General features: G+C 69.2%; 17 protein-coding genes and 7 pseudogenes. 9 read left to right on the forward strand and 15 right to left on the reverse strand.

Features of this window, described 5'->3' with window-relative positions; translation table 11 throughout:
- The 3 genes and pseudogenes from ACZ67M_RS26535 to ACZ67M_RS26545 form a co-directional block, all read right to left on the reverse strand.
- Positions 1 to 605: class I SAM-dependent methyltransferase (locus ACZ67M_RS26535; protein WP_469853063.1), on the reverse strand; the 605-nt coding region annotated here is incomplete at its 3' end.
- 182 nt (positions 606 to 787) lie between these two features.
- A pseudogene (locus tag ACZ67M_RS26540) lies at positions 788 to 1,652 on the reverse strand (IS5 family transposase).
- 65 nt (positions 1,653 to 1,717) lie between these two features.
- Complete coding sequence (locus ACZ67M_RS26545) at positions 1,718 to 2,335, reverse strand: TetR/AcrR family transcriptional regulator (protein WP_392018648.1); 618 nt, start codon at positions 2,333 to 2,335, stop codon at positions 1,718 to 1,720.
- A 129-nt stretch (positions 2,336 to 2,464) separates the two neighbouring features.
- Between ACZ67M_RS26545 and ACZ67M_RS26550 the strand changes: the two genes are divergently transcribed.
- The 3 genes from ACZ67M_RS26550 (at position 2,465) to ACZ67M_RS26560 (ending at position 5,536) form a co-directional block, all read left to right on the forward strand.
- A complete protein-coding gene (locus tag ACZ67M_RS26550) occupies positions 2,465 to 3,235 on the forward strand; it encodes an SDR family NAD(P)-dependent oxidoreductase (protein WP_469853066.1) in 771 nt (256 codons plus the stop codon).
- A gap of 394 nt (positions 3,236 to 3,629) precedes the next feature.
- Positions 3,630 to 4,640, forward strand: a complete 1,011-nt coding sequence (locus ACZ67M_RS26555; protein WP_392018644.1) for an SPFH domain-containing protein — start codon at positions 3,630 to 3,632, stop codon at positions 4,638 to 4,640.
- Positions 4,637 to 5,536 (forward strand): NAD(+)/NADH kinase, encoded by a 900-nt coding sequence (locus ACZ67M_RS26560; RefSeq protein WP_469853067.1) that lies wholly within the window; start codon positions 4,637 to 4,639, stop codon positions 5,534 to 5,536. The genes ACZ67M_RS26555 and ACZ67M_RS26560 overlap by 4 nt, the downstream gene beginning before the upstream one ends.
- Before the next feature lie 93 nt (positions 5,537 to 5,629).
- Here ACZ67M_RS26560 and ACZ67M_RS26565 read toward each other — a convergent pair.
- The 3 genes and pseudogenes from ACZ67M_RS26565 to ACZ67M_RS26575 form a co-directional block, all read right to left on the reverse strand.
- Positions 5,630 to 6,506 (reverse strand): annotated as a pseudogene (locus ACZ67M_RS26565) (IS5 family transposase).
- A gap of 15 nt (positions 6,507 to 6,521) precedes the next feature.
- The gene (locus ACZ67M_RS26570; protein WP_469853068.1) at positions 6,522 to 7,046 is read right to left on the reverse strand and encodes a DUF2283 domain-containing protein; all 525 of its coding nucleotides are present in this window, start codon (positions 7,044 to 7,046) and stop codon (positions 6,522 to 6,524) included.
- A gap of 806 nt (positions 7,047 to 7,852) precedes the next feature.
- Entirely contained in the window at positions 7,853 to 8,521 is a 669-nt protein-coding gene (locus ACZ67M_RS26575) for a TetR/AcrR family transcriptional regulator (protein WP_469853069.1), read from the reverse strand.
- Between the two features lie 98 nt (positions 8,522 to 8,619).
- On the opposite strand from ACZ67M_RS26575, the gene ACZ67M_RS26580 reads away from it, so the two are divergent.
- Positions 8,620 to 9,477 (forward strand): NmrA/HSCARG family protein, encoded by an 858-nt coding sequence (locus ACZ67M_RS26580; RefSeq protein WP_469853070.1) that lies wholly within the window; start codon positions 8,620 to 8,622, stop codon positions 9,475 to 9,477.
- A 72-nt stretch (positions 9,478 to 9,549) separates the two neighbouring features.
- Here the strand turns inward: ACZ67M_RS26580 and ACZ67M_RS26585 are convergent, their stop codons facing one another.
- The 5 genes and pseudogenes from ACZ67M_RS26585 to ACZ67M_RS26605 form a co-directional block, all read right to left on the reverse strand.
- Positions 9,550 to 9,948, reverse strand: a complete 399-nt coding sequence (locus ACZ67M_RS26585; RefSeq protein ID WP_469853561.1) for a hypothetical protein — start codon at positions 9,946 to 9,948, stop codon at positions 9,550 to 9,552.
- Positions 9,949 to 10,080: 132 nt separating this feature from the next.
- Positions 10,081 to 10,469, reverse strand: a pseudogene (locus ACZ67M_RS26590) (helix-turn-helix domain-containing protein); the annotation flags it as partial.
- Between the two features lie 148 nt (positions 10,470 to 10,617).
- Entirely contained in the window at positions 10,618 to 11,607 is a 990-nt protein-coding gene (locus ACZ67M_RS26595; protein ID WP_469853071.1) for a GNAT family N-acetyltransferase, read from the reverse strand.
- 1,714 nt (positions 11,608 to 13,321) lie between these two features.
- Positions 13,322 to 15,517, reverse strand: a complete 2,196-nt coding sequence (locus ACZ67M_RS26600; RefSeq protein ID WP_469853072.1) for an FG-GAP-like repeat-containing protein — start codon at positions 15,515 to 15,517, stop codon at positions 13,322 to 13,324.
- Between the two features lie 152 nt (positions 15,518 to 15,669).
- Complete coding sequence (locus ACZ67M_RS26605; RefSeq protein ID WP_469853074.1) at positions 15,670 to 15,840, reverse strand: hypothetical protein; 171 nt, start codon at positions 15,838 to 15,840, stop codon at positions 15,670 to 15,672.
- 177 nt (positions 15,841 to 16,017) lie between these two features.
- Here ACZ67M_RS26605 and ACZ67M_RS26610 point away from each other — a divergent pair.
- Both ACZ67M_RS26610 and ACZ67M_RS26615 read left to right on the forward strand, forming a co-directional pair.
- A pseudogene (locus tag ACZ67M_RS26610) lies at positions 16,018 to 16,433 on the forward strand (helix-turn-helix domain-containing protein); the annotation flags it as partial.
- A 98-nt stretch (positions 16,434 to 16,531) separates the two neighbouring features.
- Entirely contained in the window at positions 16,532 to 17,401 is an 870-nt protein-coding gene (locus ACZ67M_RS26615) for a DUF4238 domain-containing protein (protein ID WP_469853076.1), read from the forward strand.
- 1,094 nt (positions 17,402 to 18,495) lie between these two features.
- Here ACZ67M_RS26615 and ACZ67M_RS26620 read toward each other — a convergent pair.
- The gene (locus ACZ67M_RS26620; RefSeq protein ID WP_469853077.1) at positions 18,496 to 18,699 is read right to left on the reverse strand and encodes a hypothetical protein; all 204 of its coding nucleotides are present in this window, start codon (positions 18,697 to 18,699) and stop codon (positions 18,496 to 18,498) included.
- Positions 18,671 to 20,089: a purine-cytosine permease family protein gene (locus ACZ67M_RS26625; RefSeq protein ID WP_469853079.1), complete on the reverse strand. Its 1,419-nt coding sequence runs from the start codon at positions 20,087 to 20,089 to the stop codon at positions 18,671 to 18,673. The genes ACZ67M_RS26620 and ACZ67M_RS26625 overlap by 29 nt, the downstream gene beginning before the upstream one ends.
- An 877-nt stretch (positions 20,090 to 20,966) precedes the next feature.
- On the opposite strand from ACZ67M_RS26625, the gene ACZ67M_RS26630 reads away from it, so the two are divergent.
- From ACZ67M_RS26630 to ACZ67M_RS26640, 3 genes and pseudogenes are all read left to right on the forward strand, one after another.
- Positions 20,967 to 21,176 (forward strand): hypothetical protein, encoded by a 210-nt coding sequence (locus ACZ67M_RS26630; protein WP_469853081.1) that lies wholly within the window; start codon positions 20,967 to 20,969, stop codon positions 21,174 to 21,176.
- A 91-nt stretch (positions 21,177 to 21,267) separates the two neighbouring features.
- On the forward strand, positions 21,268 to 21,483 hold the full coding sequence (locus ACZ67M_RS26635; RefSeq protein ID WP_469853082.1) for a hypothetical protein: 216 nt from the start codon (positions 21,268 to 21,270) through the stop codon (positions 21,481 to 21,483).
- 94 nt (positions 21,484 to 21,577) lie between these two features.
- Positions 21,578 to 22,451: pseudogene (locus ACZ67M_RS26640) on the forward strand (IS5 family transposase).
- Here the strand turns inward: ACZ67M_RS26640 and ACZ67M_RS26645 are convergent.
- Positions 22,435 to 22,913 (reverse strand): annotated as a pseudogene (locus ACZ67M_RS26645) (GNAT family N-acetyltransferase). The pseudogenes ACZ67M_RS26640 and ACZ67M_RS26645 sit on opposite strands and share 17 nt — an antisense overlap.
- Positions 22,914 to 22,975: 62 nt before the next feature.
- A pseudogene (locus tag ACZ67M_RS26650) lies at positions 22,976 to 23,432 on the reverse strand (transposase); the annotation flags it as partial.
- Positions 23,433 to 23,449 lie beyond the last annotated feature (17 nt).

Consider the following 23,449-nt stretch of genomic DNA (forward strand, 5'->3'; position numbering starts at 1 on the left):
GCGACCACGATCTCGAGGAAGTGTTCCTGCTCCCAGCGCTGCTCGATCTGCCAGTAGTAGCTGACGATCGCATCGCGGTCGTTGCGGCGGATAAGTCGATCACGGACGTCCACCCGTGAGCCGGCGGAGCGCACGAGTTTCCAGTTGCGTGAGTGGAGCACGAGGCGTCCGCTCGGATTCAGCAGCCGTGACATCACTTCAAGTGCGGTCAGGCGCCCAGCTGCGCCCTTGGCGTGCGCGAGCGAGTTGCCGACACAGAACACCAGATCGAATGTGGAATCCTCCAGGTGGTCGGGCAGCTCGTCCCAGCTCGCGCGGAGGGCTCGAAGCGAGACACCCTGCTCGTCGGCGGCCTTCTCGGTCCGGCGAACCATCCCATCGCTGGCGTCTGCGGCAACCACGTCAAGACCAAGACTCGCGAGACCGACAGCGAGCTGGCCGGTTCCACACGCGCAGTCGAGGACGCGTGTATTGGGCGGCAGAGAGCCCACGACACCGCTGTAGTAAACGGCGGCTGCATTGGCGGGGGTCAACCTGTCGTCCCCGATCAGCCACTCGTAAACGTCGGAAAGCGCCCCATAACCAGCCACCGCGACAACCTCCATCACTCGACGACACGCGGCTCCGCGCCTGCGATTCGGACGTTGCGCCTCGCGCTGTGCCGGATCGTGCGAGCGAAGCATTGAGCAGGACCCAACCACTTCCGGATGTTGAGACTCCACCGGATTTCGTGGGAACTGCGAGTGTCCGCACCGACGCAGGTCCCTAGGTCGTGTCTGATAAATGATCACGGTTTGCGGAGCCAGAGGATGAGCGAGGCGAGTCGGAGACCGGCGAGGTAGCGGGCAGCCAACTTGTCGATGCGGGTGGCGACGGCCCGGAACTGCTTGAGCCTGCTGAAGCAGCGTTCGACCACATTGCGGGCCTTGTACTGCTCTGGATCGAAGGCTGGCGGCCGCCCGCCGGCCGATCCTCGGCGCTTTCGGTTGGCGATCTAATCGGACCGTTCAGGGATGACCGCTCGGATGCCGCGCCGTCGTAAGCCGGTCCGGATGGCTCGCGACGAATACGCCTTGTCGGCGATGACTTTCTCGGACCTGCGACGGGGTCGGCCTGCGGCAGGCGGGGCACTCGCACCGCATCCAGCACCGTCTCGAAGACCATTGAGTCGTTGACGTTGCCTGGGGTGACGACGATGGCCAGAGGCAGGCCGCGGCCGTCGGCTGCGAGGTGAACCTTGGTGGTCAGCCCGCCGCGGGACGGGCCGAGTGCCTGTCCAAGCGTCGGATGTGGCGGATCTTCCAGTTCGTCCTGTGTCAGTGCGCCCTTTTGCGAGCTCCGGCGGCGTGCTGGTGGGCACGGTTGATGGTGGAGTCCACCGACACGGTCCACTCCACCGTGCCCACCGCATCGTCTTTGACCTGCACGTACTCCAGCAGTCTTGCCCAGGTTACGTCTGCCTCCCAGCGGGCGGAACATTCGTAGACGGTCTGCCAGGGACCACAACGCTCGGGCAGGTCACGCCAGGGTGCCCCGGTCCGCAACCGCCAGAGCACGCCGTTCACCATCTGGCGGTGACCCCGCCACGGCTGCCCACGGCTATCAACACGCGGCAGCAGTTGGCCTCTCAGGTCCCACGCCGCATATGCAATCCATGATCAACGATCACGGCTTCACCCCGCCACCGCCAACCATGCACGAGCTCGTTAGCGGATCATCAAAGCGCACTGACCTCGCCCGCAGCGCGGAAGCGCAACAGTTCGATCCCCGTGTCGAGGGCCGCCCTGAGGTGGCTTGAGTCGCCGGTCGACATCATGATCGTGACACCACCCTGGACTCCAGCAAGCAGCGCGGCGGCAGTCCGGTCCGCGTCGAGCCGGGAGGAGGTCATCCCCTGGTCCTGCATGGCGCGCACACCGTCTGCGAGTGCCTCCTGCCACTGTCGCATCAACGCGGTGACGATCGCCCGTGCACCCGGAGTCGACCGGCCGACCTGAAGGAACAGGGCACCCAACGGGCAATGGTCGCCTTGCTGTTCATAGCGCTCCACCACTACGTCCCGCCACTGTTTCCAGGACTCCCACGAGTCGAGACGGCCCAGGTGCGGTTGCTGGTCCTCGAGTACCCGGTCGGCCTCGTACTGGGCCACGGCCAGGAGCAGGTCGTCCTTGCCGCCTGGGAAGTAGTGGAAGAGCTGGCTCTTGCTGGTGGCGGTTCGGTCACGGATGTCATCGAGCCGTGCCGCGGCGACTCCCTGCTCGCGCAGTACCTCGGCCGCACCCTCGATGATGCGGGCTCGGGTCGCCCGCCCTTTCGCGGTCAGCGTCTGGCTCATGTGCCGCTCCTCGTTTCCGGCGTATGCGACAACACTACTCCAGCTTTGGACTTGCCGGTCCATTTTTTGCGGAGCACCGTGAACCTCGCGCGACAGACCGCACGACAACCCGATTAGGGAGAGCACGTCATGACTGGACGACTGCAGGGCAAGACGGCACTGGTCACCGGGGCCACCAGCAACATCGGTCAGGCCATCGCCGAAGTGTTCGCCGCCGAGGGCGCGCACGTCGTCGTGTCCGGGCGCAACAAGGAACGCGGAACCGCCGTCGTCGGCGGCATCCGCGTCTCGGGCGGCCGGGCAGACTTCGTAGCGGCAGACCTCGACGGCAGCACGGAGGCCGCCCGCGGACTCGTCCAGGGCGCCACGGCGGCCCTGGGCGGGCGGATCGACGTACTGGTCAACAACGCCGGCGTCTACCCGCCGACCACCACCACCGACACCGATGAAGAGACCTTCGACCACGTCTACGCAGTCAACGTGAAGGCGCCCTACTTCCTCACCGCCGCCATCGTCCCCGCCATGGCAGCGGCAGGCGGCGGTACGATCATCAACCTCGGCTCCTGGATCGCCCGGCTGGGCGTCCCCGGGAGTGCCCTCTACAGCTCCACCAAGGGCGCCATGGAAACCCTCACTCGTGCCTGGTCGGCAGAGTTCGGCCCCCACGGCATCCGCGTCAACGCGGTATCCCCCGGCGTGATCCAGCCTCCGGCGCCTGAAGGCAGCGCCCCCACCCCTGCCCAGGTCATGATGCACGGCACCCCCGCCGGCACCGTCGGCGCACCCGCCGCGATCGCCCACGCCGCGCTGTGGCTGGCGAGCGACGAAGCGTCCTTCGTCCACGGCACCGTAGTAGATGTGGACGGCGGGCGGACAGGAGTGGCCGTGATCGCCCACTAGAGAAGCGCGCGCCAGCCGGTAGGGGCGGATCCGGTGTGGCGCGCTCCTTGTCGGGGGGCCGGGCGGCGCGTTCCGCTTACCCCTTACCTGTCCCCGGAACCGCCCTGCCTGCTGATGACGGGCGGTCGGCCCCGGCACTCCGCCCTCCGGTGTTCTGCGCACGCACCGCACCGCCGGGTGCTGGCTGCGGCATGCGGGGTGAACAGCTCCGCCCGGCTCGACGTGCCGTACGCAGCCAGGCTGCGGGCGGATGCCGTCACGAGGCCCGGGCGCCCCTCCGCCGAGCGGCGGATAGCGTCCGCTTCCCGGCCGAGCTCGAACCCCTTCTCGTCCTCTTGACGCTACCCTTCCAATTTTTTATAGTCAATGTGACTCTAAAGAGTGAGGGGGGCTCATGGCCGACATCATCAAGCGCTTCGGCTGGCGTCATCTGCGGGCGGCGCCCACGGCTCACATACGACACCACCGTTCGGGGCAGCTCACGCACGATGGTCCCGGGCTGAGCTTCTGGTTCCGGCCGCTGGCCGCCGCGCTGTCCGAAGTGCCGGTCGACGACCGGGAACTGGCGATGACCTTCCACGCCCGGACCGTCGACTTCCAGGACGTGGCCGTGCAGGCGACGGTCACCTACCGCATCGCCGACCCCGCCGTCGCAGCCGAACGGCTCGACTTCTCCGTCGATCCCGACACGGGGGTGTGGCGCGGCGCCCCGCTGGAGCAGCTGGCCACGTTGTTGACCGAGAGCGCCCAGCAGCACGCCCTCGAAGTACTGGCCCGCACACCCCTTGCGGCGGCTCTCGCCGAAGGCGTGCCCGCGGTGCGCGAGCGGGTGCTCCAGGGCCTTCGCGAGGAGCCGCGGCTGCCCGCCACGGGCATCGAGATCGTCGCCGTCCGCGTGATGGCGGTGCGGCCCGAGCCGGAGGTGGAGCGCGCCTTGCGGACCCCTGCCCGGGAGCTGATCCAGCAGGAAGCGGACCGGGCCACGTACGAGCGTCGCGCGGTCGCCGTGGAGCGTGAACGCGCCATCGCGGAGAACGAGTTGGCCAGCCAGATCGAACTCGCGCGGCGCGAGGAGCAGTTGGTCGAGCAGCGCGGCGCCAACAGCCGCCGGGAGGCGCAGGAGAAGGCCGCGGCGGACGCGGTCCGGGTCGGCGCCGAGGCCGAGCGGGCGGTGCGCCTCGCGCAGGCGGAGGCGGAGGGCGCCCGTGCGGTCGGTGAGGCTCGCGCCCAGGCGCAGGCGGCCTGGCTGCGGGTGCACGGCGACGTGGACGTGGCGGTCCTGCGCGCCCTGACCGGCACCCGCCTCGCCGAGAACCTGCCGCGCATCGACAGCGTCACCGTCTCCCCCGACGTCCTGACCGGGCTGCTCGCACGGCTCGGGGCGGGCCAGGAGCCGGCGGCGTGAGCCTGGCGCCCCGGGCCGTGCTCGTGCATCGCGCCACCGAGTACGAGGAGTTGGTCGCCCGGCACGGCACGCACGGGCAGGCGGCGTTCTTCCTGTCCTCGCGGGGCCGGTCCATCGAGGAGGTCGTCGAGCGGCATCACCGGGTGGAGCGGGCGCTCGCGCTCGTGTCGGCCGCGGTGCCGCTGAGCTGGCGGCGCGCGCAGGTGGAGCGGGCGGACCTGGACCGTTTCCTGTTCGGTCCCGAGGACGTCGTGGTGGCGGTCGGGCAGGACGGGCTCGTGGCCAACGTCGCTCAGTACGTCGGTGACCTGCCGGTGGTCGGCGTCGACGCGGATCCCGGCCGCAATCCGGGTGTCCTGGTGCGGCACCGGCCGGCGGACGCCGCCCGGCTGCTGCCCGCCGCCTTCTCCGCCTCCGCGGGCGGGGACGAGCTGAGCATGGTCGAGGCCGTCACCGACGACAGGCAGCGCCTGGTGGCGCTCAACGAGATCTACGTCGGTGCGGCCGGTCACCGTACCGCCCGGTACCGCCTCGGTCTCGACGGCGACACGGGTGCCGCCGAGACCCAGGCCTCATCGGGAGTACTCATCGGCACAGGAACAGGGGCCAGCGGCTGGCTCCGGTCCGTATGGCAAGACCGGCCCACCCAGTGGCAGCTGCCGCACCCCACGGAGACCCGGCTCGCCTGGTTCGTCCGCGAAGCGTGGCCGTCCCCCACCACAGGAACACGCCTCAACGCAGGTGAACTGTCGGCCCACACGCGGCTCACAGTGACCGTGGAATCCGAACACCTCGTCGCCTTCGGGGACGGCATGGAAAGCAACGCGCTCCAACTCACCTGGGGCCAGACCATCCGCCTCGGCCTGTGCCCCACGAAGCTCAGGCTGATCGGCTGACCACCAGAGCGCGGTCCACAACGTCCAAGGCGCTCTGCCGACCGGCCGCGCCGGGCGCGGTCGACCGGGTCGTACCAGGCGCTGTCCTGGCGATCATGAGCGAAGCCAGATGACGAGTGCGGCTGCGGTGACGGTTCCGAGGCAGACGTAGCCGGCTTGTCGAACCTGGTCGCGACTGCCCGGAAAGCCTTCAGTTTGTTGATCGCCCGCTCGATCCTGTTGTGCTTCTTGTAGCGATCCTTGTCGAAGGCGGGCGGTCGGCCTCCGGCTTTGCCTCGTCGGACACGGTCGGCTGCCTGGTCGGCTTTCTCCGGGATGACTGCCGGATCCCGCGTCCGCGTAGGAGTGGCGGGTGTCCGGCTCGGTGCGAGGCCGGCCGAGAGTCAGTCGGGGCACGCGGATTTGGTTCATGACCTGCTCGAACTGGATGCAGTCGGCGCGCTGACCAGGCATGATAACCAGGGACAGCACGCGGCAATGGCCGTCCGCGCTGAGATGCAGCTTGGTGGTGAAGCCGCCATGCGAGCGGCCGAGCACCTCACCTCCCGCACCACCTCCGCCAGCCGGTCGACCAGTTCCGCCAGGGTCCGGATCCCAGCGGTTTTGAGCGCCGCAGCGGATCCCCCTTTGGGAACGGGCGGCGGAGCCCGCCGGGCCCCGGCAGCATGATGGTGCGCGCGCACGGAGGTCGAGTCGACCGAGACGTCCCAGTCGATGTCACCTGCCGCGTCCGCCTCGGCCTGGACCCGCTGGAGAAGCAGCTTTTACGTTCCGTCCGCCGACCAGCGGCGATGCCGCTCATGGACCGTCTTCCACGGCCCGTACCGATCCGGCAGATCTCGCCACTGCACGCCCGTCCGAATCCGGCACAAGATCCCGTTCACCACCTGCCACAACGACCGTTACTGACCGGCGGAAGCGGCTCAAGCCGCTCCCACTGGGCATCCGTCAGATCGCCCCGCTTCCCCATCGCTGTCTCGACGAATCACGCGCTCGGCGGACGCGACTCACGATCGATCCTCTCGGCGCTGGCCAACAGCTTCGGGTGCAACCGGCGTCTGGCGCTGAACAACTCGATGCCCAGAAGTCGCCCGTGTGAGTCGTAGTCGAGTATCGCCGTATCGTCCTCGGCAGGTACCTGCCGGACGGCCTCTCCCGGGGCAATGCCGTCGACAAGGTAGATGTACGCCAGACTCGCCGATGCGTCGTATTCAACTCGCATTACCGGCCTTCCCCGTTGTTCGCCGACCTGGGCGTCAGGTCCTGGTCTCCCGGAGAGCGTACTGACCTCGAAGATCGCCAGGACACCCCCTCGCGGCAGGGGCTTTCGGGGCGGGCGAGGAGATGTTTCATTTCGTTTTGGGGTGTAGGTCCAGCAGGGGTACTTCTGAGGAGGGTCTGAGCAGAACACCCGCTTCGGCGCGGGCTGTTTCACGGGGTTCACTGCCTGAGGAGAGCGGAGAGCGGAGAGCATGTTGAAGATCATGGTGATCGGGACAACGGGGACCATCGGTGGTGCGGTGGTCCAGTCACTGGGCCGGCGTCATGTCGTAGTGCCTGTCTCGCGCTCCGCCCGCTGCGGGTGGACCTCGGTGACACGGCGACCATCGACGCGCTGTTCCGCCGGGTCGGTACGGTCGACGCTGTCATGTCGTGCGCAGCCAGCGGTGGCATGGCGGCGTTGGACAGCGGGGACGACGAAGAGTTGTGGGCCGGGCTGGGGACGAAGCTGGTCGGTCAGGTCACTCTGGTCCGGCGGGCGCTTTCCCATGTGACGGATGACGGTTCCACCACGCTGACCAGTGGTCGGTTCGCCGAGCCCGTGAGGGGTGGCGCGCCCGGTTCTGTGATCAACGCGGGCCCGTGGAGGATGTCGCGGACGCCTATGTCGCCGCGGTCGAGGGATCTGCGCAGGGTCAGGTCCTGGGCGTGGCGGGGGGCTGACCCGGTACATGGCTCGGCCCGGCAGCGACGGGGGTTGCGCTACCGGGCCGAGCGGTCTGTGGTCAGCTCATTGAGGGTGTTCCGTGGCGGCGAATGTGTGGGTGTGGTAGTGCCAGCGGGCCGCAAGGCAAGTCCGTCGACCACTGCCGGCTCGGTCCACGGGTCGCCGAAGTCGTCCTCGGGGATTCTCGGCGCCGACGTGATGGTTTCGGTCCGACACCGCATCGGCTGGTCGGCGAGGCCGTTCAGTCGGCCTGCGGGGCGCAGCGCATGCCGATGTAGACGCAGCGTGTGCTGTCCGGAGCACGGAGAAGCCATGTTCGCCGGACTGGCGAAGTGAGCGCGGTTCGACCGCGCCCGAACGGCCCGGGGTCACGCCTTCCAGCGAGCGGTGAGGAGACGTTCCCCGGGGGGCGCGCCGGGAAGGTCGCCGCGGGGTGCGGCGGCGATACCGCGCAGTGCCATGGCGATGAGCCGGCGCCGTGCGGCGTGTGCTTCGGCGGTGAGTTCCGCGTCGCCGAGGTCGTGGATCTGCTCGATCAGCGGTGAGCGGCCGAGTTGTTCGATCAGCAGGACGATGTCGGTGGCTGACACGTCGTGATGCAGCCCCCCGCTGCGGTGTGCGCGCTCGACCAGTTCCTGGAAGTCCCGGTCCGCCTGGGCGGTGAGCGCGGACAGCTCCGGTGGGACGGAGACCAGTTTTCCCAGCGGGGAGAGTGTTCCCTGGCCGTATTCGACGCTCTCCTGGACCAGGCCCGCTAGTCCTTCCCACGGGTCGGGGTGGGATGCGGCCCGGTGTGCGGCCTCCAGCCACTGCTCGTTCGCCAGCACCAGCAGCCGTTCGAACAACGCCTTCTTGTTCGGGTATCGCCGGTAGAGGGTGCCGGTGCCCACGCCGGCGGCTTCGGCGATGACGTTGACCGAAACGTGCGTACCGTCCCGGGCGACCACCCGCCGCGCCGCCTCCAGGAGTGCCGCGTCATTGCGAGCGACCTCGGCCTGCCGTGCTTGCTGCTGCTTTGAGACACCTGAGACACCCATGAGCCGATCCTAGACCTTGCGGAGCAATCTGCTCCGCACTAAGGTGCCAAATCGTGCGGAGCAAATTGCTCCGCACTAGAGTCGAAGCTGGGGATCCGATGAACCAGAACAAGACCGTGCTCGTCGCCGGAGCCACGGGAAACCAAGGCGGCGGCGCCGCGCGTGCGCTGCTCGCCGACGGCTGGAGCGTGCGCGCCCTCGTACGGGACACCCACTCGGCCGCGGCGCAGGCGCTCGCCCGGCACGGCGCGGTACTCGTGCGCGGCGACCTCGACGACGCCGACTCGCTCAAGCAGGCGGCCGACGGCGTCCACGGGGTGTTCAGCGTGCAGCCGCTCGCCGCCGAGGAAGCCGAACTGGCCGCCGAGGTCCGGCGCGGAACCGCTCTGGCGGACGCCGCAGCGGCGGCAGGGGTCGCCCACTTCGTCTACAGCTCGGTCGGCGGCGCCGAACGCGACACCGGAATCGATCACTTCGAGACCAAGGCCCGCATCGAGGAGCACATCGAGTCCATCCCGCTGCCCGCCACGATCCTGCGGCCGACGTTCTTCATGAACAACCTGCTCGGGTACGCCGATGCCGCAGACACCGCCGGCGAGCGGGTCATGGAGCTCCCCGTCCTCCCCGACCGTCCGATGCAGATGATCGCGGCCTCCGACATCGGCCGGATCGCCGCCGTCGCCTTCGCCAAGCCGGACACCTTCCTCGGCACACGCCTGGAGATCGCCGGAGACGCCCTCAGCTTCGAACAGATCGCCACCGTCTACGAGCAGATCACCGGGGTCCCGACGCGACTGGTGGCGCAGCCGATCGAAGACCTCATGTTCAAGTGGTTCGCCGAGAGCGGCTACCAGGCCGACCTCCCAACCCTGCGCGCCGAATTCCCCTGGCTCCAGCGCTTCGACACCTTCCTGCACGACGCACTCGCACCGGGCCCCGCCCGCGCCCACGCCTGATTGGGCGGTTCGTAAGGTGATGCCTGTTTCCGGCTGAGGCGGAAGCAAGGCCGCTGGTGGAGGTTCCGTTGGTTATGGCTTCGTGGCGAAGTTGCCGGTGTCGGCTTCGGTGAGGATGCCGAGCTTGACCAGGCGTTTCAGCATGGCACGGATGCCTTCGACGTTCTTCGGCAGCAGTTCGTGGCCGAGGGCTTCGCAGACGTCCTTGGCCCGTAGCGGCCCGGTCCCGTGATGGAAGGCGGCGAGGATACGGGGGGAGTCCGGGTGCTCGGGCAGCTCTGGCGATGATGCGGGGAGCCGGTCGGCGAGGCCGGTGACGGTCGTGCGGGTGATCGCGAGGTGCTCCAGGTGCGCCTCAGCCTCCCGCAGCCGGGTCTGCAGGTCGTCGATCTGCGCGCGGGGGTCGTCGGCCAGGGCCTGGGCGGCGCCTTCCTGAAGGCCCAGGGCGTCGAGCAGGGGCAGGATGTTCACACTGCCACCGACTGCGTCTCGCGCCAGGTGGTGGCGTTCGCGCAGGACCAGTGCATGCAGAGCACGCCGGCACTTCGGCGTGACGACCGACAACACGTGGTCCGATCCTTAAGTGTCAAAGCGGGCACGTCTCGTCCGAACCTGCACGTTCACGCCGTGCCGTCGGTGCTTCGTCGAGTAGTCGTTGCGTCCGTCGCCCAGGCGGTCGCACTCGCTGAGGATTCCGTCCAGGAGGACGTGGTCAGGGCTTTGCTCGCGCAGGGTTTTGAGCAGGCCCGGTGCGCCCGGCCGACCAGCAGCTTCACGACCGCGGTGGTGTAGGCGTGGGCGGTACCCACGGATATGCCGAACCCGGCGGCGATCTGGGCGAGGGTGTCGTGCTTGCGCAGGTAGGCGAGAGCGACGAGGGCACGCTGGTGCGGCGGGAGCTTGCACCGACGGTCACCCGCACGGTGACGATGAGCATCGTGCCCCTCGACCAGCGCATGGGGCAGGTCGAGTGCGGCAGGATGAGGAACCAACAGGGCTCCTGGGTCGGCAGGTTGAGACTTCGAACACCTCACCCAACGGCGCGGGAGCCCTGTCCGTTGCGGGCATCGAGGCCATCACACCCTCGGTGGCCAGCCTGAAACTCTCAGTGTCATCACGCCCACAGAACCAACGAAACGATCAGTGGTCCAGCGGTTCGGAGAAGATGAGGCGGACTTCCGTAGTGCGGTATCCGGCGCTGGTGAAGGCCGCCGCCATCGGACGGTTGCCGAGATCGGTTGTGGCGGTGATGCGGTCCGCACCGTCTTCGGCCTGGAAGCGGGTGATGGCGGCCAGGATCTCTGACACGTAGCCGCGGCCGCGTAGTTCGGGGACGACACCGAGATAGCCGACGTTGCGGCTGTACGGCGTGGCCGACGGTATAGCAAGGCCGGCCAGGGCGCCGTCGGGAGTGTGCGCGAGGCGCCACCAGTCCCGCTTGCCGGGGCGGTCGAGGTAGAACCGCAGGCTTTCGCGGGCCGTGGCCTCCGGCCCGTTGGCCGCCTCGCTCTCCACTGTGTGGGCGTCGAGCGTGCCCTCGGCGACCCGCAACATCGCCTGCAGGAACACCTCGTCGTCCATTTCTGGGGAGAAGACCAGTTGCTCGGGCTCGGCGGGCAGCGGAACCTCATGCGTCCACTCGAACTGCAGCCGCTCCACCTCGACAGTCAGGCCCACGCAACGGGCGGCCTCCCGGCGCCAGGCCACGGCGGCGACGTGCTCAGGGTCGTCCCGCCACGAGCCGGGCAGCCTCATGAGGTTGTACAGCGGCGGGGCTTGGGCCCCCGCTTCACGAAACGACCGGTGCCCCGCGTCGAGGAGTGCGGCGGCAAGAGCGGCCCGCTCGGCGGCGGGCACCTCGTCCGCGACGGCGAGACAGTCGAGCGCGATCGGATGCGCACTGTCGCTCTGCCCCCACCACAGGGCCCGGGCCAGCACCTGGCCGTCCGGCCCCCAAGCGGCCCAGGTCCACTCCGGGCGGTACATCCGCTGAGCAGCCTCCTCCCGGTACGCGTCGGCGGACAACCGCCACACGGGCTCAGTCGAGGGGAGAGACAGGACTTGGTCGAGCTCCATGCCAGGTTCCGGCACGGCGGAGAGACGAGGAGCGGCACCGCTCAGCAAGTTCATTCAGGCACCTTTCGAGTGCGAGAGCATCGGCCGGCGACGCGATGGCGGGACGATCGGGGAGCAGAGAGTCACGACCGGGCCGCCACAGGCGGCTGAGCGTGTAGTGACGACCGGCGCACGTCGCGCCGGCCCCGAGCGATCTTGCCAGGGGTGTATGTACAGAACAATGAATAACCTTCGCCACCAGGCACACTAATCGGCCGACTCCGGCAGCGCGGGTCTCAGTCTGGTCCAGACGCGTGTACATCGTGCACATACAGAACCTCCGCACTCAAATCCGCTGGCAAGCGCTGACACCGGCACCCTGCTCGCCGTCCGCCTTCTGCTTGCAGCAGCCTCAGTGGTCTGCGCGGGCATCTGGGCTCGGCGCACGATGCCGCCCCCCCCTGACGCTGGCTCCTGCTGCGGCCGGCGCTGGCACCCCAGCCGTCACGCGATCGTGGGCGACTTGAACAAGCTCAGTGAGCAAACCAATTAGCCGGGGGTCGCGGCCGACCCGGCTCCGACGAGATCGTCGCCGAAGCCCTCAGAGAGGTGCACTTTCAACGGACGAGGGGCGCCGCTGCCGGTGGCAACTTCGATGCGTTGGGCGCTGCTGGTGACAGGTGGTCCGCCTCATCAGTGACAACTACCGTGCTTCGCCCGACTGACGCCGCAGCTCAGCGAATGCCGATGGTGACGAGTAGCCCGCTTCGGCACATCCGGCCAGGCATGGCCCTTACGCACGGTGATGATGCACGGAGCACCGGGGAGGGACAACCCAGAACGCCTCGGATGCCGCCGCGACCATCGCCCAGAGGAATCGTATCTTCAGCTCACGAGAGTGGCCTGAAACGCCCAAGACCCAGGCCCCGGGGAGTTCCTGGCTGTGGTTCGCCCTGAGGCCGGGCTCCAACAGTTCTGACATTGGAAGTCGGTGCAGGACTACCACGTCCTGTACGGGTTCCTGAATTCCATCCTCGTTGTTCGCCACGACGGCCGTACGGGTGGCGCACCACAGCGGCACGTCAGCGCCTATGCCGGCCAACGCCTGGGCAAGGGTGCAGGTCTGGGCGAAGCCGCGGGGTGAGGGCGGCGCTGCACCGCCACAGCGCGGGCGAGGCGATGCCGTTCGACTTCGCGCCCGTGGAACGGTTCGCGGCGCTGTGCGGGGCAACACCCGAGCAGCGGCTGGAACTCCACCGCTGCCGGCTCCTGGCCGTGGCGGCGCCACCGCCCCCGCACCGCCCACGCAGCGGGCGCCACGGCGGATGCCGCGGACGAGGCGGCGGACGACGGTGCGGGCGCAGCGGTGGAGGGCGCTGTCGGGCCGCCTCCCGCGACCGGGGCCGGCGCGAGCGCCACCGCCGCCGCACCCGATCCCACGCCCGCAGGGCTCTGGACGCAGTGCGGCAGCCTGCAGGCTGCCGCCGGCGGAGGAGGAGGCGCGTGCTCGGTGCCCCACGTGTACGCCTCCCATTCCTAGGCAGGGCCGCTGTGTGGGTCATGCCGATTTGAGGTCGCGCGGGACGAGTCCGAGGACGAACGCCGAGTGGTACCGGAGCTACACGCTGCACGTGGCCAAGGTGGGACAGAGCAGCGGGTTCACGCGGGCGCAGAAGCCGTCGACGGGCTGACCGGCCGGTGCCCGGCCCTCGGAAGGGCCGGGCACGGCGCGGGTGTCCGGCGTGACGCGGGCTGGGCCTACGGACGGCCCGGCCGCGGTTCGCCGGCGTCAGACGACGGGCTGCTGGGCGCCGCCGGGGCGGTCCAGGCCCATCGACTGGCGGCCGAGGAACGGAGCCTTCCAGGAACCCGTGCCCCGGTAGAGGTAGTTGCCCTGGGGGCTGAAGGCGGCGAGGTCGTTCCGGCCGTCGCGGTCGGCGTCACCGACCGCCACAAGGTGGGTGTAGGGCCCCCACCCGGCGCCGATCCGCGTGCGGGGCGCGAACGTGCCGTCGCCCTTGCCCAGGTAGAGCCAGAGGACCCCGTCCTTGTCCCGGGCGACGAGGTCTCCGGCGGCGGCGCCGCCGATGTTCCCGACGGCCGTCAGGTCGTTGAAGGCGCCCCAGCCGCCGCCCACCTTCTTGCGCGCGGAGAAGGGCGCGGTGGCGTTGCCGGTGCCGGGGTAGAGCCAGAGGACCCCGGACCGGTCGGTGGCCAGGAGATCGTTGCGGCCGTCCCCGGTGAGGTCGGAGCCGCCCGCGACCTTGTCGTAGGCCTGCCAGCCGCCGCCGACCTTGGCACGGGTGGCGAACCCGCCACGGCCGTTGCCCTGGTAGAGCCACAGGACACCGGACGTGTCCCGGGCGACCAGGTCGCCGACTTCGGATCCGCCGAGGTTGCCGGTGGCCTCGATGCGGTCGTAGACGTTCCAGCCCCCGCCGACGAGGGCCTTGGCCTCCCCCGCGCCGAGCTGTCCCGCGCCGGTGCCCGCGTCGAAGCGGGTGTCGCTGCGCCAGAGCCTGCCCGCGGCGTCCCGGGTGAGGACGTCGGGGGTGCCGTTGTCGTTGAAGTCGTGCGGCTGCCCCTCGCGGGTGACGGTGAAGGTCCCCTCGGCGACGGCGGCCGGACCGATGCCGTTGAGGGGCGCGGCCACGGCCTCCCAGGTGTAGGCGCCGTTGGGGGCGGCCTCGGACCCGGCGGCGACCAGGCCGTTCCAGTCCAGCGTGACGGACGGGGTGGCAGGGTGCTTCGCGGTGGCGACGACCGTCTTCCCGCTACGGACGTGGCGGAGCGTGATCCCCACCTCGACGTTGGCCCGGGACAGGTCCCAGCGCAGGGCCGCCGACCCCCCGTTCTGGTCGAGGTCGACGACCGCGGGGACGGTGTTGCCGGTGATCTCGACCCTGGTGGGTGCTTCGGCGTTCGCCACCCGGGTGACGACGGGTACACCCCCGTCACCGGGGGTGATCTTGAACAGCCCCTCGCCGTCCGCGACGGTGCCGCCGCGCACGTACAGGCCGTCGGGAGCGGCGGCGGATGAGGTCAGGTGGTCCAGCAGCTTCACCGAGGCGTCGGTGGCAGGGTGGTACGCGGTGACGGTGTGCAGGGGGTTCGGCGCGGCTGCGGAGATGCCGTCGGGCTCTCCGTACACGACCCAGTCGCCGACGAGACCGACCTGGAGGTCACTCGCGTACCCGGGGGTGACCGGGAGTTGCCGCACGACGTCGGACGCACGGTCCAGGAGGAACACCGCCGGGGTCTCGGTGCCGTCGCCCTCGGTCCAGACGACGTGGGTCCCGGAGACGGCGAAGTCGCCCCCGGTGGAACCGGCGGTCCTCTCGTGCGTCGCGTGGACCGAGCCGGTGGCGAGATCGATCAGTGCCCACTTCTTCAGGGCGCCGGCGGTGAAGGTCAGCAGGGCGTCCTCGGGCGTGCCGGGGGTGATCGAGAAGTCCTTCGCACCGGCCGGCAGCCCGGTGACGGTCTTCACGCCCTCGTCCGCGGTGTGCTTGCGCAGCTTGACGGTCCCGTCGGTGTCGACGGTCGTGAAGATCGCGTTCGCCGCCGAGCCCGCGTACCGCGGGTCACCGGCCAGGTCCCCGACGAAGACGTCGAACGCCGACAGCGTCTTGAGGTTCCGCTGCTGGATACCCCAGCGGCCCTCGAAGACGAGGTAGTCCGCCGTGCGCGTCGAGCGGAGGTGGGTCCGGTTGCCGTAGCCCGTCCCGGCGGCGTTGCCGTAGCGGGTCCAACGCTTGTCGAGGGACCCGTCGGCCTGGGTCACGAAGCCGGTGAGGCCGGCGTCGACCAGCTTCGCCTTCTTCAGGAACGGCATGGAGACGGCATCGGAGGCCGCCGTGTCCGCCGTCACTGCCGCGGGGACGGCCGTGGCCGGCACGGACAGGACGCCCACGCCGGGCGTGACGGTGAGGACGGTGGTGACGGCGACTACCAGCCGACGTCGGGTCGATCGGGCCAGGCGCACGTGATTTTCCTTCTTGACGCAACAGGCGCACCATGCGCCTCTCAGCCCTATGACTCACCACGGGACGAATGGTTGTACGAACGGAGGTGGATCTTTCCTCGCCCCTGTGCACCGGGGGCGCGAACGGCCGACCAGCACGTGCCGTACGTGTCCTACAGGTCGAAGTCGATGTGCTCGACGTCGGTGAAGCGCACCACCTCCAGGGCGCCCGCACGCAGGTACAGGGCCTCATCGATCGCTTTCGCCTCCAGGTGCCGCATCACCGCGGTGAGCATCGCCGTGCGCTTCGGTTCCGACGCCCGCTCCAGCAACGGCGCCTTCAACCCCAGCGCGTACCGGGCCAGCGCCGCCGTGCAGGAACGTGCGGAACCGTCGCGACCACTCCGCGTCCTCGTACTCGTGTATTGATCACGAGCGTTGTTGACACTGGCCGGGCTTGATCATGGCGAAGGCCCCCGTGTGTGGTGGAGGTGTCGATTCTTCACCGCACGGAGGCCTTCGTGTTCCACCGTAAGGCCCGGCTGACCGTTCACGGCAGGCGGCTGCTGGTCGAACGCGTCCGCACCGGTCGCCCTGTCGCCCTGCTGCCGCCGAGATGGGCATCTCCCGCGTCACCGCGGACAAGTGGATGCGCCGCTGGCGGGCTGAAGGCGAGCAAGGACTGCACGACCGCTCCAGCCGTCCGCGCACGACACCGCACCGCACGCCGGCAGCGACCGAAGCCCAGGTATGCCGCCTTCGGCAGGACCGCAAGCTCGGCCCGGCCCGCATCTGTCCGATCCTGGGCCTGCCCGCCTCGACCGTGCACCGTGTCCTGGTCCGCTACGGCCTGACCCGTCTGGCTTTCCTGGAACGGCCCACCGGCCAGATCATCCGCCGCTACGAACGCACCCACGCCGGCGAGCTGGTCCACGTCGCTCAGGGCGCGCAGGACACCGAGGTGCTTGGCGTCACCTTTCTAGCTCCCTATAAATCCGTAGTCCTCGCGGCGGGGTAATCGACAGAATCTCGCGTGTGAAGGCAGCACACATAGCCCGGCAGCACCTCGTATCTCAGGTCCTCCTCAGGCAGTTCACGATGCCTGGATCGGGAAGTGCCGACCGGCAGCTATTGCCCATCGACGTCTGCAATCCGGACCGCCCGACCAAGCTGAAGGGCACACGGGCATGCGGCTGGGCCGCGGACTTCGTCGCTGTCGACACCGCTTCTGTCGAGGCATTGTGGGGTTCGGTGGAATCACGGGCCCCGGCGGCAATCGCGGCCGTGCATGCCGGCGAGCCGTTCGCCGACCCTCTGCACGTCGAGGCCCTCCGCGACCTGGTCGTCCTCCACTATGTGCGTTCGCACCGATATCGGGGGGTGCATACCAACGCGTCTGAGACGACGAGCGTGCGTCTGCGTGGCGAGCTCACCAGTCGATTTTCACAGCAGCTTCGCCGCGAGTCGCTGCACCAGACTGGATTCCATCTGACTGGCCCCGGCTCCCTCGACGCCTTCGCCGAACGTCTCATCAAGGAGTCCGAGGTCGCGCAGGCCTTCGAGAGCGGCGAGCTGTTCCGTGCAAACATCGAGAACACGTTCAACCAGGTGCGCGCCATGGCGGCGGCGTGGCATGTGGAGGTGTTGGTGCCGGAGAACGGTCAGCTCCTGACCGGGGATAACCCCGCGGTGACGGTGCGGACGGACACGACTCCGTACTCGTCCAACATGGCCTTCGGGGATGCGCACTCCTTCGTCCTGCCCATCAGTCCCAGGCACTTGTTGGCTTTGGGGGCGGGAAACATGATGGCCAGCGTTTCCAGAGCCGTCGTCGATGAGATCAATGCCGTGCAGGTCTTCGCTGCTGATCGCTACAGAGACCACCAGGCCCGTGTGATGCGCTAAGTGCTGACCATCCTGCCGAGCAATGCTGCCCGGACCCGATTCAGCCGCGGTTGATCTCGTTGCGCTGCTGCAACCCCTCCATATACCGGTCCAACCGATCATCCGCCGACAGCCCCGCACACTCCGCCGGTTCCTGATCCACACCCAGTTCCGGGTCCTCGAGGAGCGCGTCCGCCCACGCGCCCGCGCACGCCTCCCGCGCTTCCGTCCCGGACAGGGACGGGGAGACTGGCCGACTCGCGGACGCGGACGGCCTCGACTCCTTGCTGTCCCCTCCCCCGTCACCGTCGCCGTCGCCGTTGGAGCAGCCGACAGCGAGAACGGCGAGCAGCAGAGCAGCAGTGGCTGCAGTGGTGGTGCGGTGCATCAAAGGCCCCCAGGGATGGTGATCGCTGCGGGCATCATCCTGTGCCGCAGCCGCCAGGTGGCGGGAAGCCGCTGGACTGTGACGGTCACGCCTCCCCGCCGCCCAGCACCCCAACGCCCCGCGATTGCCGGGGTCGCCCACCGACCGCGACTACGCCTACCCGACTCCACCGCCCCACCGCGGACGCGGTCCGAACTTCCAGCTGTCGCGCCAGGGGACGGTCGGCGGTCTACCAGGGCATGTCGCGGGCCCAGCACGTCGGGAGCGAGAAGGATCTGGCCAAGTGAGGCACGTCGTGTGAATTGACGGAGTCTGACTCGCTACGCGGCCTTGCCCGGCCCGGCTTCCCGCGGGTCTCAGCGCGACCGTGTCAGCCCTTCTTGGGGCGCCAGCTCGTACGTTACGGTCTGCCCCGGGCAGCCGGCAGCGACCTCGCGCATGGCCGCCGCTTCGGCCTCATCCGCCGACAGGGTCCAGCGCAGCTTGGCGTCATCCCTACCGCCGGCCCCCGCCGGCGCGCACCGCCGCGGTCTCGGCCAGGACGGCGCGCACCGCTGCGGCGTCGACGACGTCGCCGTGGCCCAGAGCGCGTCCAGGGCCGGGCGGCCGGCCGCCGCACCTGCTGCGCCCGGGTTAGCGCCGGTTCCTGGCCGTCCGGCGCGGCCGGCCACGCCCGGATGGTGTCCGGGTCGGTGCCGGCGACGTGCTCGAGGAACGGCACGGCCGGCTACGGCCCGCCGGCCGCGGGATCGGGCAGCAGCAGGTACGGGGCGTGCTCGGCCAGGACGCCCCACCACACCGGCGCCGGGCCGGAGCGGAAGAAGTACGCCTCGGCGCGCGGGTCCGCCCAGCGGGCGAGCTCGGCCGCCTCGACTGCTCCCGTCCGTGTCAGGGCGGTGAGCTCAAGGACCCGGGCGGGTGCCCGCCGCACTGGGGACTGTCCCCGTCTTCGGGGTGGGGACACCGGGAACCGGGGTGCGCCGGGCCAGCCACCAGTACAGCAGCGCTGGAACCACCAGCCCCACGATCCACGACACGTCCGCCCCGCCCAGCGGTGCCACCAGCGGACCGGTGTAGAAGCCGGTCACCAGGAACGGCAGTTGCGCCAGCAGTCCCGCCGCGTACACCGTCAGCGCGTCCCAGCGCCAGGCCCCGTACCGACCGCTCGCATCGAACAGCGCCGGGATGTCGTAGCGCTCCTTGGAGATCAGGTAGTAGTCGACCAGGTTGATCGCCGACCACGGAGTGAAGAAGGTCAGCAGGAAGAGCAGAAAGTCCTTGAACGAGGTGAGGAAGCTGTCCTTGCCGACCAGCGCGACCACCGTCCCCGCCACCACGATCAGCGTGATGTACGCCGTCCTGCCCCGCTGCGAGAGCACCTGCCGCTCCCGGAAACCGGTGACACCGGTGACCAGCGACATGAAGCCGCCGTAGGTGTTGAGGACGTTGACGGTCAGTTTGCCGAGCGCGATCACGAAGTAGAGGAACGACGCCATCACACCGGTACCGCCCAGGCCCACCACATAGCCCACCTGGCTGTCCAGGAACGCCTCGCCCGCCGTCGCCGCGGCCAGCACCCCGAACGCCATCGACCACTGCGAACCGAGCGCCGAGCCTGACAGCGTCCACCAGAACGTCGCCCGCGTGGACGTCGTGCGCGGCAGATAGCGGGAGTAGTCCGCCACGTACGGGCCGAACGCCAGCTGCCAGGAGGCCGACAGCGATATCGCGAGCAGGAACATCGGCAGTGAGAAGCGCGCGTCGCCGAGCAGCGCACCGAGGTCAGCGCGCTCCAGCAGCCGGACGCCCAGGTAGACGAACGCGAGTGCGCAGACGACGCTCGCGATGCGGCCCAGGGCGTGGATGATCCGGTAGCCGGCGGTCGCCACGACCCCGGTGACCAGTGCGAAGGCGATGATGCCCATCGTGTCGTCGGTGTGCGTCAGCTCGCCGACCGCCTGTCCGGCCAGCACCGTGCCGCTGGCGAAGAAGCCGACGTACATGACCACCACGAGCAGCAGCGGGACGACCGCGCCGCGCACCCCGAACTGGGCACGGGACTGGATCATCTGCGGCAGGCCCAGCTTCGGGCCCTGCGCGGAGTGCAGGGCCATGACCGCGCCGCCGAGCAGGTTGCCCAGCAGCAGCCCGACCAGCGACCAGACGACATCCCCGCCGAAGACGACCGCCAAGGCGCCCGTGACGACGGCCGTGATGTGCAGGTTGGCGCCCAGCCACAGGGTGAACTGGGAGAAGGCGCTGCCGTGCCGTTCGTCGTCGGGGACGACATCAATCGAGCGCAGCTCGACGAGTTGGGTCATGGGGAGCCTCTTGTCCGGTGGGTACGGGCGACTTGCTGTATGGAAGTATGCGGAGCCAAGACGACTGAATAGGATGGGTGAATAGATTGTCAATGCCTCCCCGCTGATCCGGAGCGACCTGGGCTCTGGGGTGACGGCGGACGAGGCAGGCCCGGCAACCTCCCGGAACGCAAACTGGGAGGGACAGACACTGAAGGAGGGGCATGCGCAAGCACGGCAGCCCAGCCGCGCGGCCGCAGGCGCTATCAGAGGAACACGAGCCGTCCTTTGCCGGCGCCTGAACAGCGTGCCGCCGCCCGAGCGCAGCGGTTCACCCACTGCACCGCCAAGGCGGCCCGCCGGCGTTCGGCTGCTCGTCGAGGTCGACACGATGGTCCACCGGATCGATGGCGCTGCGCGCCGGGGCGAGCGCGCTGCTTTGCGCTGCCGCGCCACCCTCGTGAGGTCGTCGGCGTCATGGTCTCCCAGTGCCCTGGCCACGACGACCCCCACTCCGTCATGCGCCCGTTCAAGAAGCGCGACGAGATGTGACTCGCCACCCGCGCACTCCTGCAGCCCGACCCGGGCACCGGCGTCGGCCGACTCCGTCTGCGCACCGACCGCAACGCCGCCATCCAACTCACCACCGCGAAGCTGCAGTACAACAGCGGCGGCCACACGGTCATCGAGTTGAACAAGGCCATGCGGGCCCGCGACATGAAGAGCCCCGACCGCGCCGAAGCCGTCCTCCTGGCCGTGTACGAACCCGAGCCGGTCATCCGCCGCGGCGGCCTCCTCGTCTGACCCCGAGCGGCAGAGCCCCGCCCTCGCGGCGCCCGCAACTTCCCCCGCCCTGCTCCGTCGTCTAATCGCGCGGCGGCCGCCATGATGGGGGGGCGTGGACTACAGCCTCGTCATCGTCGGCGACCGCCGCCGCGCCCTGCACGCCCGGCGGGGAACCCGCGTGGGGCGCCGCGTACACGCCCTCTCCGTCGACCTCCACCTGATCGCCCAGCAGGCGGCGCAGGACATCGCGCGCTTGGACGGCGCCTCGCGGTTCGCCGCCTCCTGGAGAAGGTCGAGGAGACGAGCCGGCGGGGCCTGCTGACCTTGCGGAACCCGGCCGGGGACACCGAGCACATCCGGACCGAGCAGCACGAGACCGACCCGGCCGCGACCTCATCGCGCGGGCCCGATCGGTGCAGGGCCGCTGGGTGCTGGTCTTCCGGTACAACGAAAAGGCCCCCGCCACCAAGCAGATCCGCATGCTCGCGCACCTCATGGACCTGGCCGACTGCGCCATAGCCGTGAACCTCGCGAAGAAGATCCTCACCGACGACGCCGGCGGCGCCATCCCCCGCGCGCACGCCGCATGGTCGAAGCGGGTCTCCCGGGCTCCGGGGCCATCACCGTGAAGCAACTGGAGCGGGCCCGTACCCACCTGCAGGCCGGATAGGGCACCTAGGTCGTGTATCGACGTGGATCTTGAGCGATGCGTGATCACGGTTTGTGGCGCGAGGAGATCTCACGGACGAACAGTGGCGGTGCTGGAGCCCTTGTTGCCGCAGGGGAGGAAGGCGGGACGGCCGCACATCTGGTGCCGGCGGCAGCTCATGGACGGCATACGATTTCCGGTCCGTACCGGTGCCCCATGGAGAGACGTCCCTGTTGAGTACGGGCCTTGGGGCCGGATCTACGATCTGTTCCGTCGATGGCAACGGGATGGCACCTGGCACCGGGTCCTCACGCGGCTGCAGTCCCTGGTTGATGCGGAAGGGTCGATCACGTGGGATTTGAGTGTTGACTCCACAGTGTGGCGCGCTCATCAGCACGCGGCCGGGGCTCGTAAACGGGGTGAACTGCAAAAGAGCCACCCGGCAGTCTATTCACCGAGCCCTCTGATCACGGGCTGGAACGTTCGCGCGGCGGGTTCACCACCAAGCTGCACCTGGCCGTTGAGCAGGGGCAAAAGCCCATGTCCGTCGTGATCACCGCTGGACAGCGCAGGGACTCGCCGCAGTTCGAACCAGTGCTGGAGAAGGTCCGCGTACCCCGCATCGGGCCGGGCCGGCCTCGTGTCTGTCCCGAACGCGTGAGGGCCGACTAGGCGTACGCCTCCCGCAGGAACCGCGCCTACCTGCGCCGATGCGGTATCCGTTGCACCATCCCGGACAAGGCCGACCAGGCACGGAACCGCAAGAAGCTGGGCGCTCTCGGTGGCCGGCCGCCCCGATTCGACGCCGAGGACTACAAGGCTCGGCATGCGGTCGAGTGCGGAATCAACCGACTCAAAAGGCACCGAGCTGTGGCCACCCGCTTCGACAAACTCGCGGTCCGCTACGAGGCGACCGTCCTCGTAGCGGCCATCAACGAGTGGCTGTGACGTAATGGTCCGACGACAACTGGAATACCCGTACTCGCCGACCGCCAGCGGGATTGACGGTCTCACGGACCGGATGCATCCACAGTTTCCTCATGATCCGTTCGGAGGTGTCGTTGCCACTTGAGCAATGCTGACGATCCGCTCCAGCCCTCGCTCTTCGAACCCGAACCGCACAGCGGCCGCAGCGGACTCGGTGGCCATGCCCTGCCCCCAGTGGGAACGTCCCAGCCGCCAGCCGACCTCAACCGCTGGCAGTACCTCCGGCAAGCAGTTGGGCACCGAAAGGCCGGTGAACCCGGCCAGCTCGCCAGTGGACCGGATCTCCACGGCGAACAGACCGAAGCCCTGTAACTCCCACTCGCTCTCCCACGCCTGGACCCGGCCACGAGTCTGCTGCTCGTCAAGGACGCCGCCGTCACGGATCCACCGCATGACCTCGGGGTCGGCATTGACCGCAGCCATGGGCGCAACGTCTGCCTCGCGCCAGCGACGCAGGATCAAACGGGGAGTCTCAAGCATGACCATCGCTCGAGCAGCTCACGCAGCTGGCGGGCAGTAACGGTGGCAGTATCATCCCCGGGTGCCAGTCGAAGTGCGTCCAGCGGGGCGGTCCACGAGCTGAGGCCGCAGGTCGGCCGCTTCTGGGGTGCGGATCTTCGCCAGCAGGTGACGTCGACGGCCAGGACCAGCCAGCCGTCTTCGGCCCGCGGCAGTGGCACCGAGGCCAGTGCCTGCCGCAGTCGGCCCGCATCCACCCGGCCGCGGGCCACAGCCCCGTAAAGTCCGCCGTGGCCGCGGCGGTGTTCGCCCACCAGCGACAGCTCGGCCAGGGACCTCACCGGGCCCGTCACCGCACAGAACGGCATCAGCCAGCTCGAACAACGCGTCCGAACGCGCGGTGAGACAGGCGTAGAACTCGCGCCGGAAGCATGACAGTTCCGCCAACGACCCTTGCCAGGCGTCGCGATGCAGCGGACTCATCCTCACGGCCTTCGTGC

It is taken from the genome of Streptomyces sp. NPDC107500 (assembly GCF_055582785.1).

Bases quoted from the DNA above. Each gene is read 5' to 3' on its own strand.
- ACZ67M_RS26545 (WP_392018648.1), bottom strand. From the start codon at position 2,335: ATGAGCCAGACGCTGACCGCGAAAGGGCGGGCGACCCGAGCCCGCATC.
- ACZ67M_RS26550 (WP_469853066.1), top strand. From the start codon at position 2,465: ATGACTGGACGACTGCAGGGCAAGACGGCACTGGTCACCGGGGCCACC.
- ACZ67M_RS26555 (WP_392018644.1), top strand. From the start codon at position 3,630: ATGGCCGACATCATCAAGCGCTTCGGCTGGCGTCATCTGCGGGCGGCG.
- ACZ67M_RS26570 (WP_469853068.1), bottom strand. From the start codon at position 7,046: ATGGTCCCCGTTGTCCCGATCACCATGATCTTCAACATGCTCTCCGCT.
- ACZ67M_RS26575 (WP_469853069.1), bottom strand. From the start codon at position 8,521: ATGGGTGTCTCAGGTGTCTCAAAGCAGCAGCAAGCACGGCAGGCCGAG.
- ACZ67M_RS26580 (WP_469853070.1), top strand. From the start codon at position 8,620: ATGAACCAGAACAAGACCGTGCTCGTCGCCGGAGCCACGGGAAACCAA.
- ACZ67M_RS26595 (WP_469853071.1), bottom strand. From the start codon at position 11,607: ATGAACTTGCTGAGCGGTGCCGCTCCTCGTCTCTCCGCCGTGCCGGAA.
- ACZ67M_RS26625 (WP_469853079.1), bottom strand. From the start codon at position 20,089: ATGACCCAACTCGTCGAGCTGCGCTCGATTGATGTCGTCCCCGACGAC.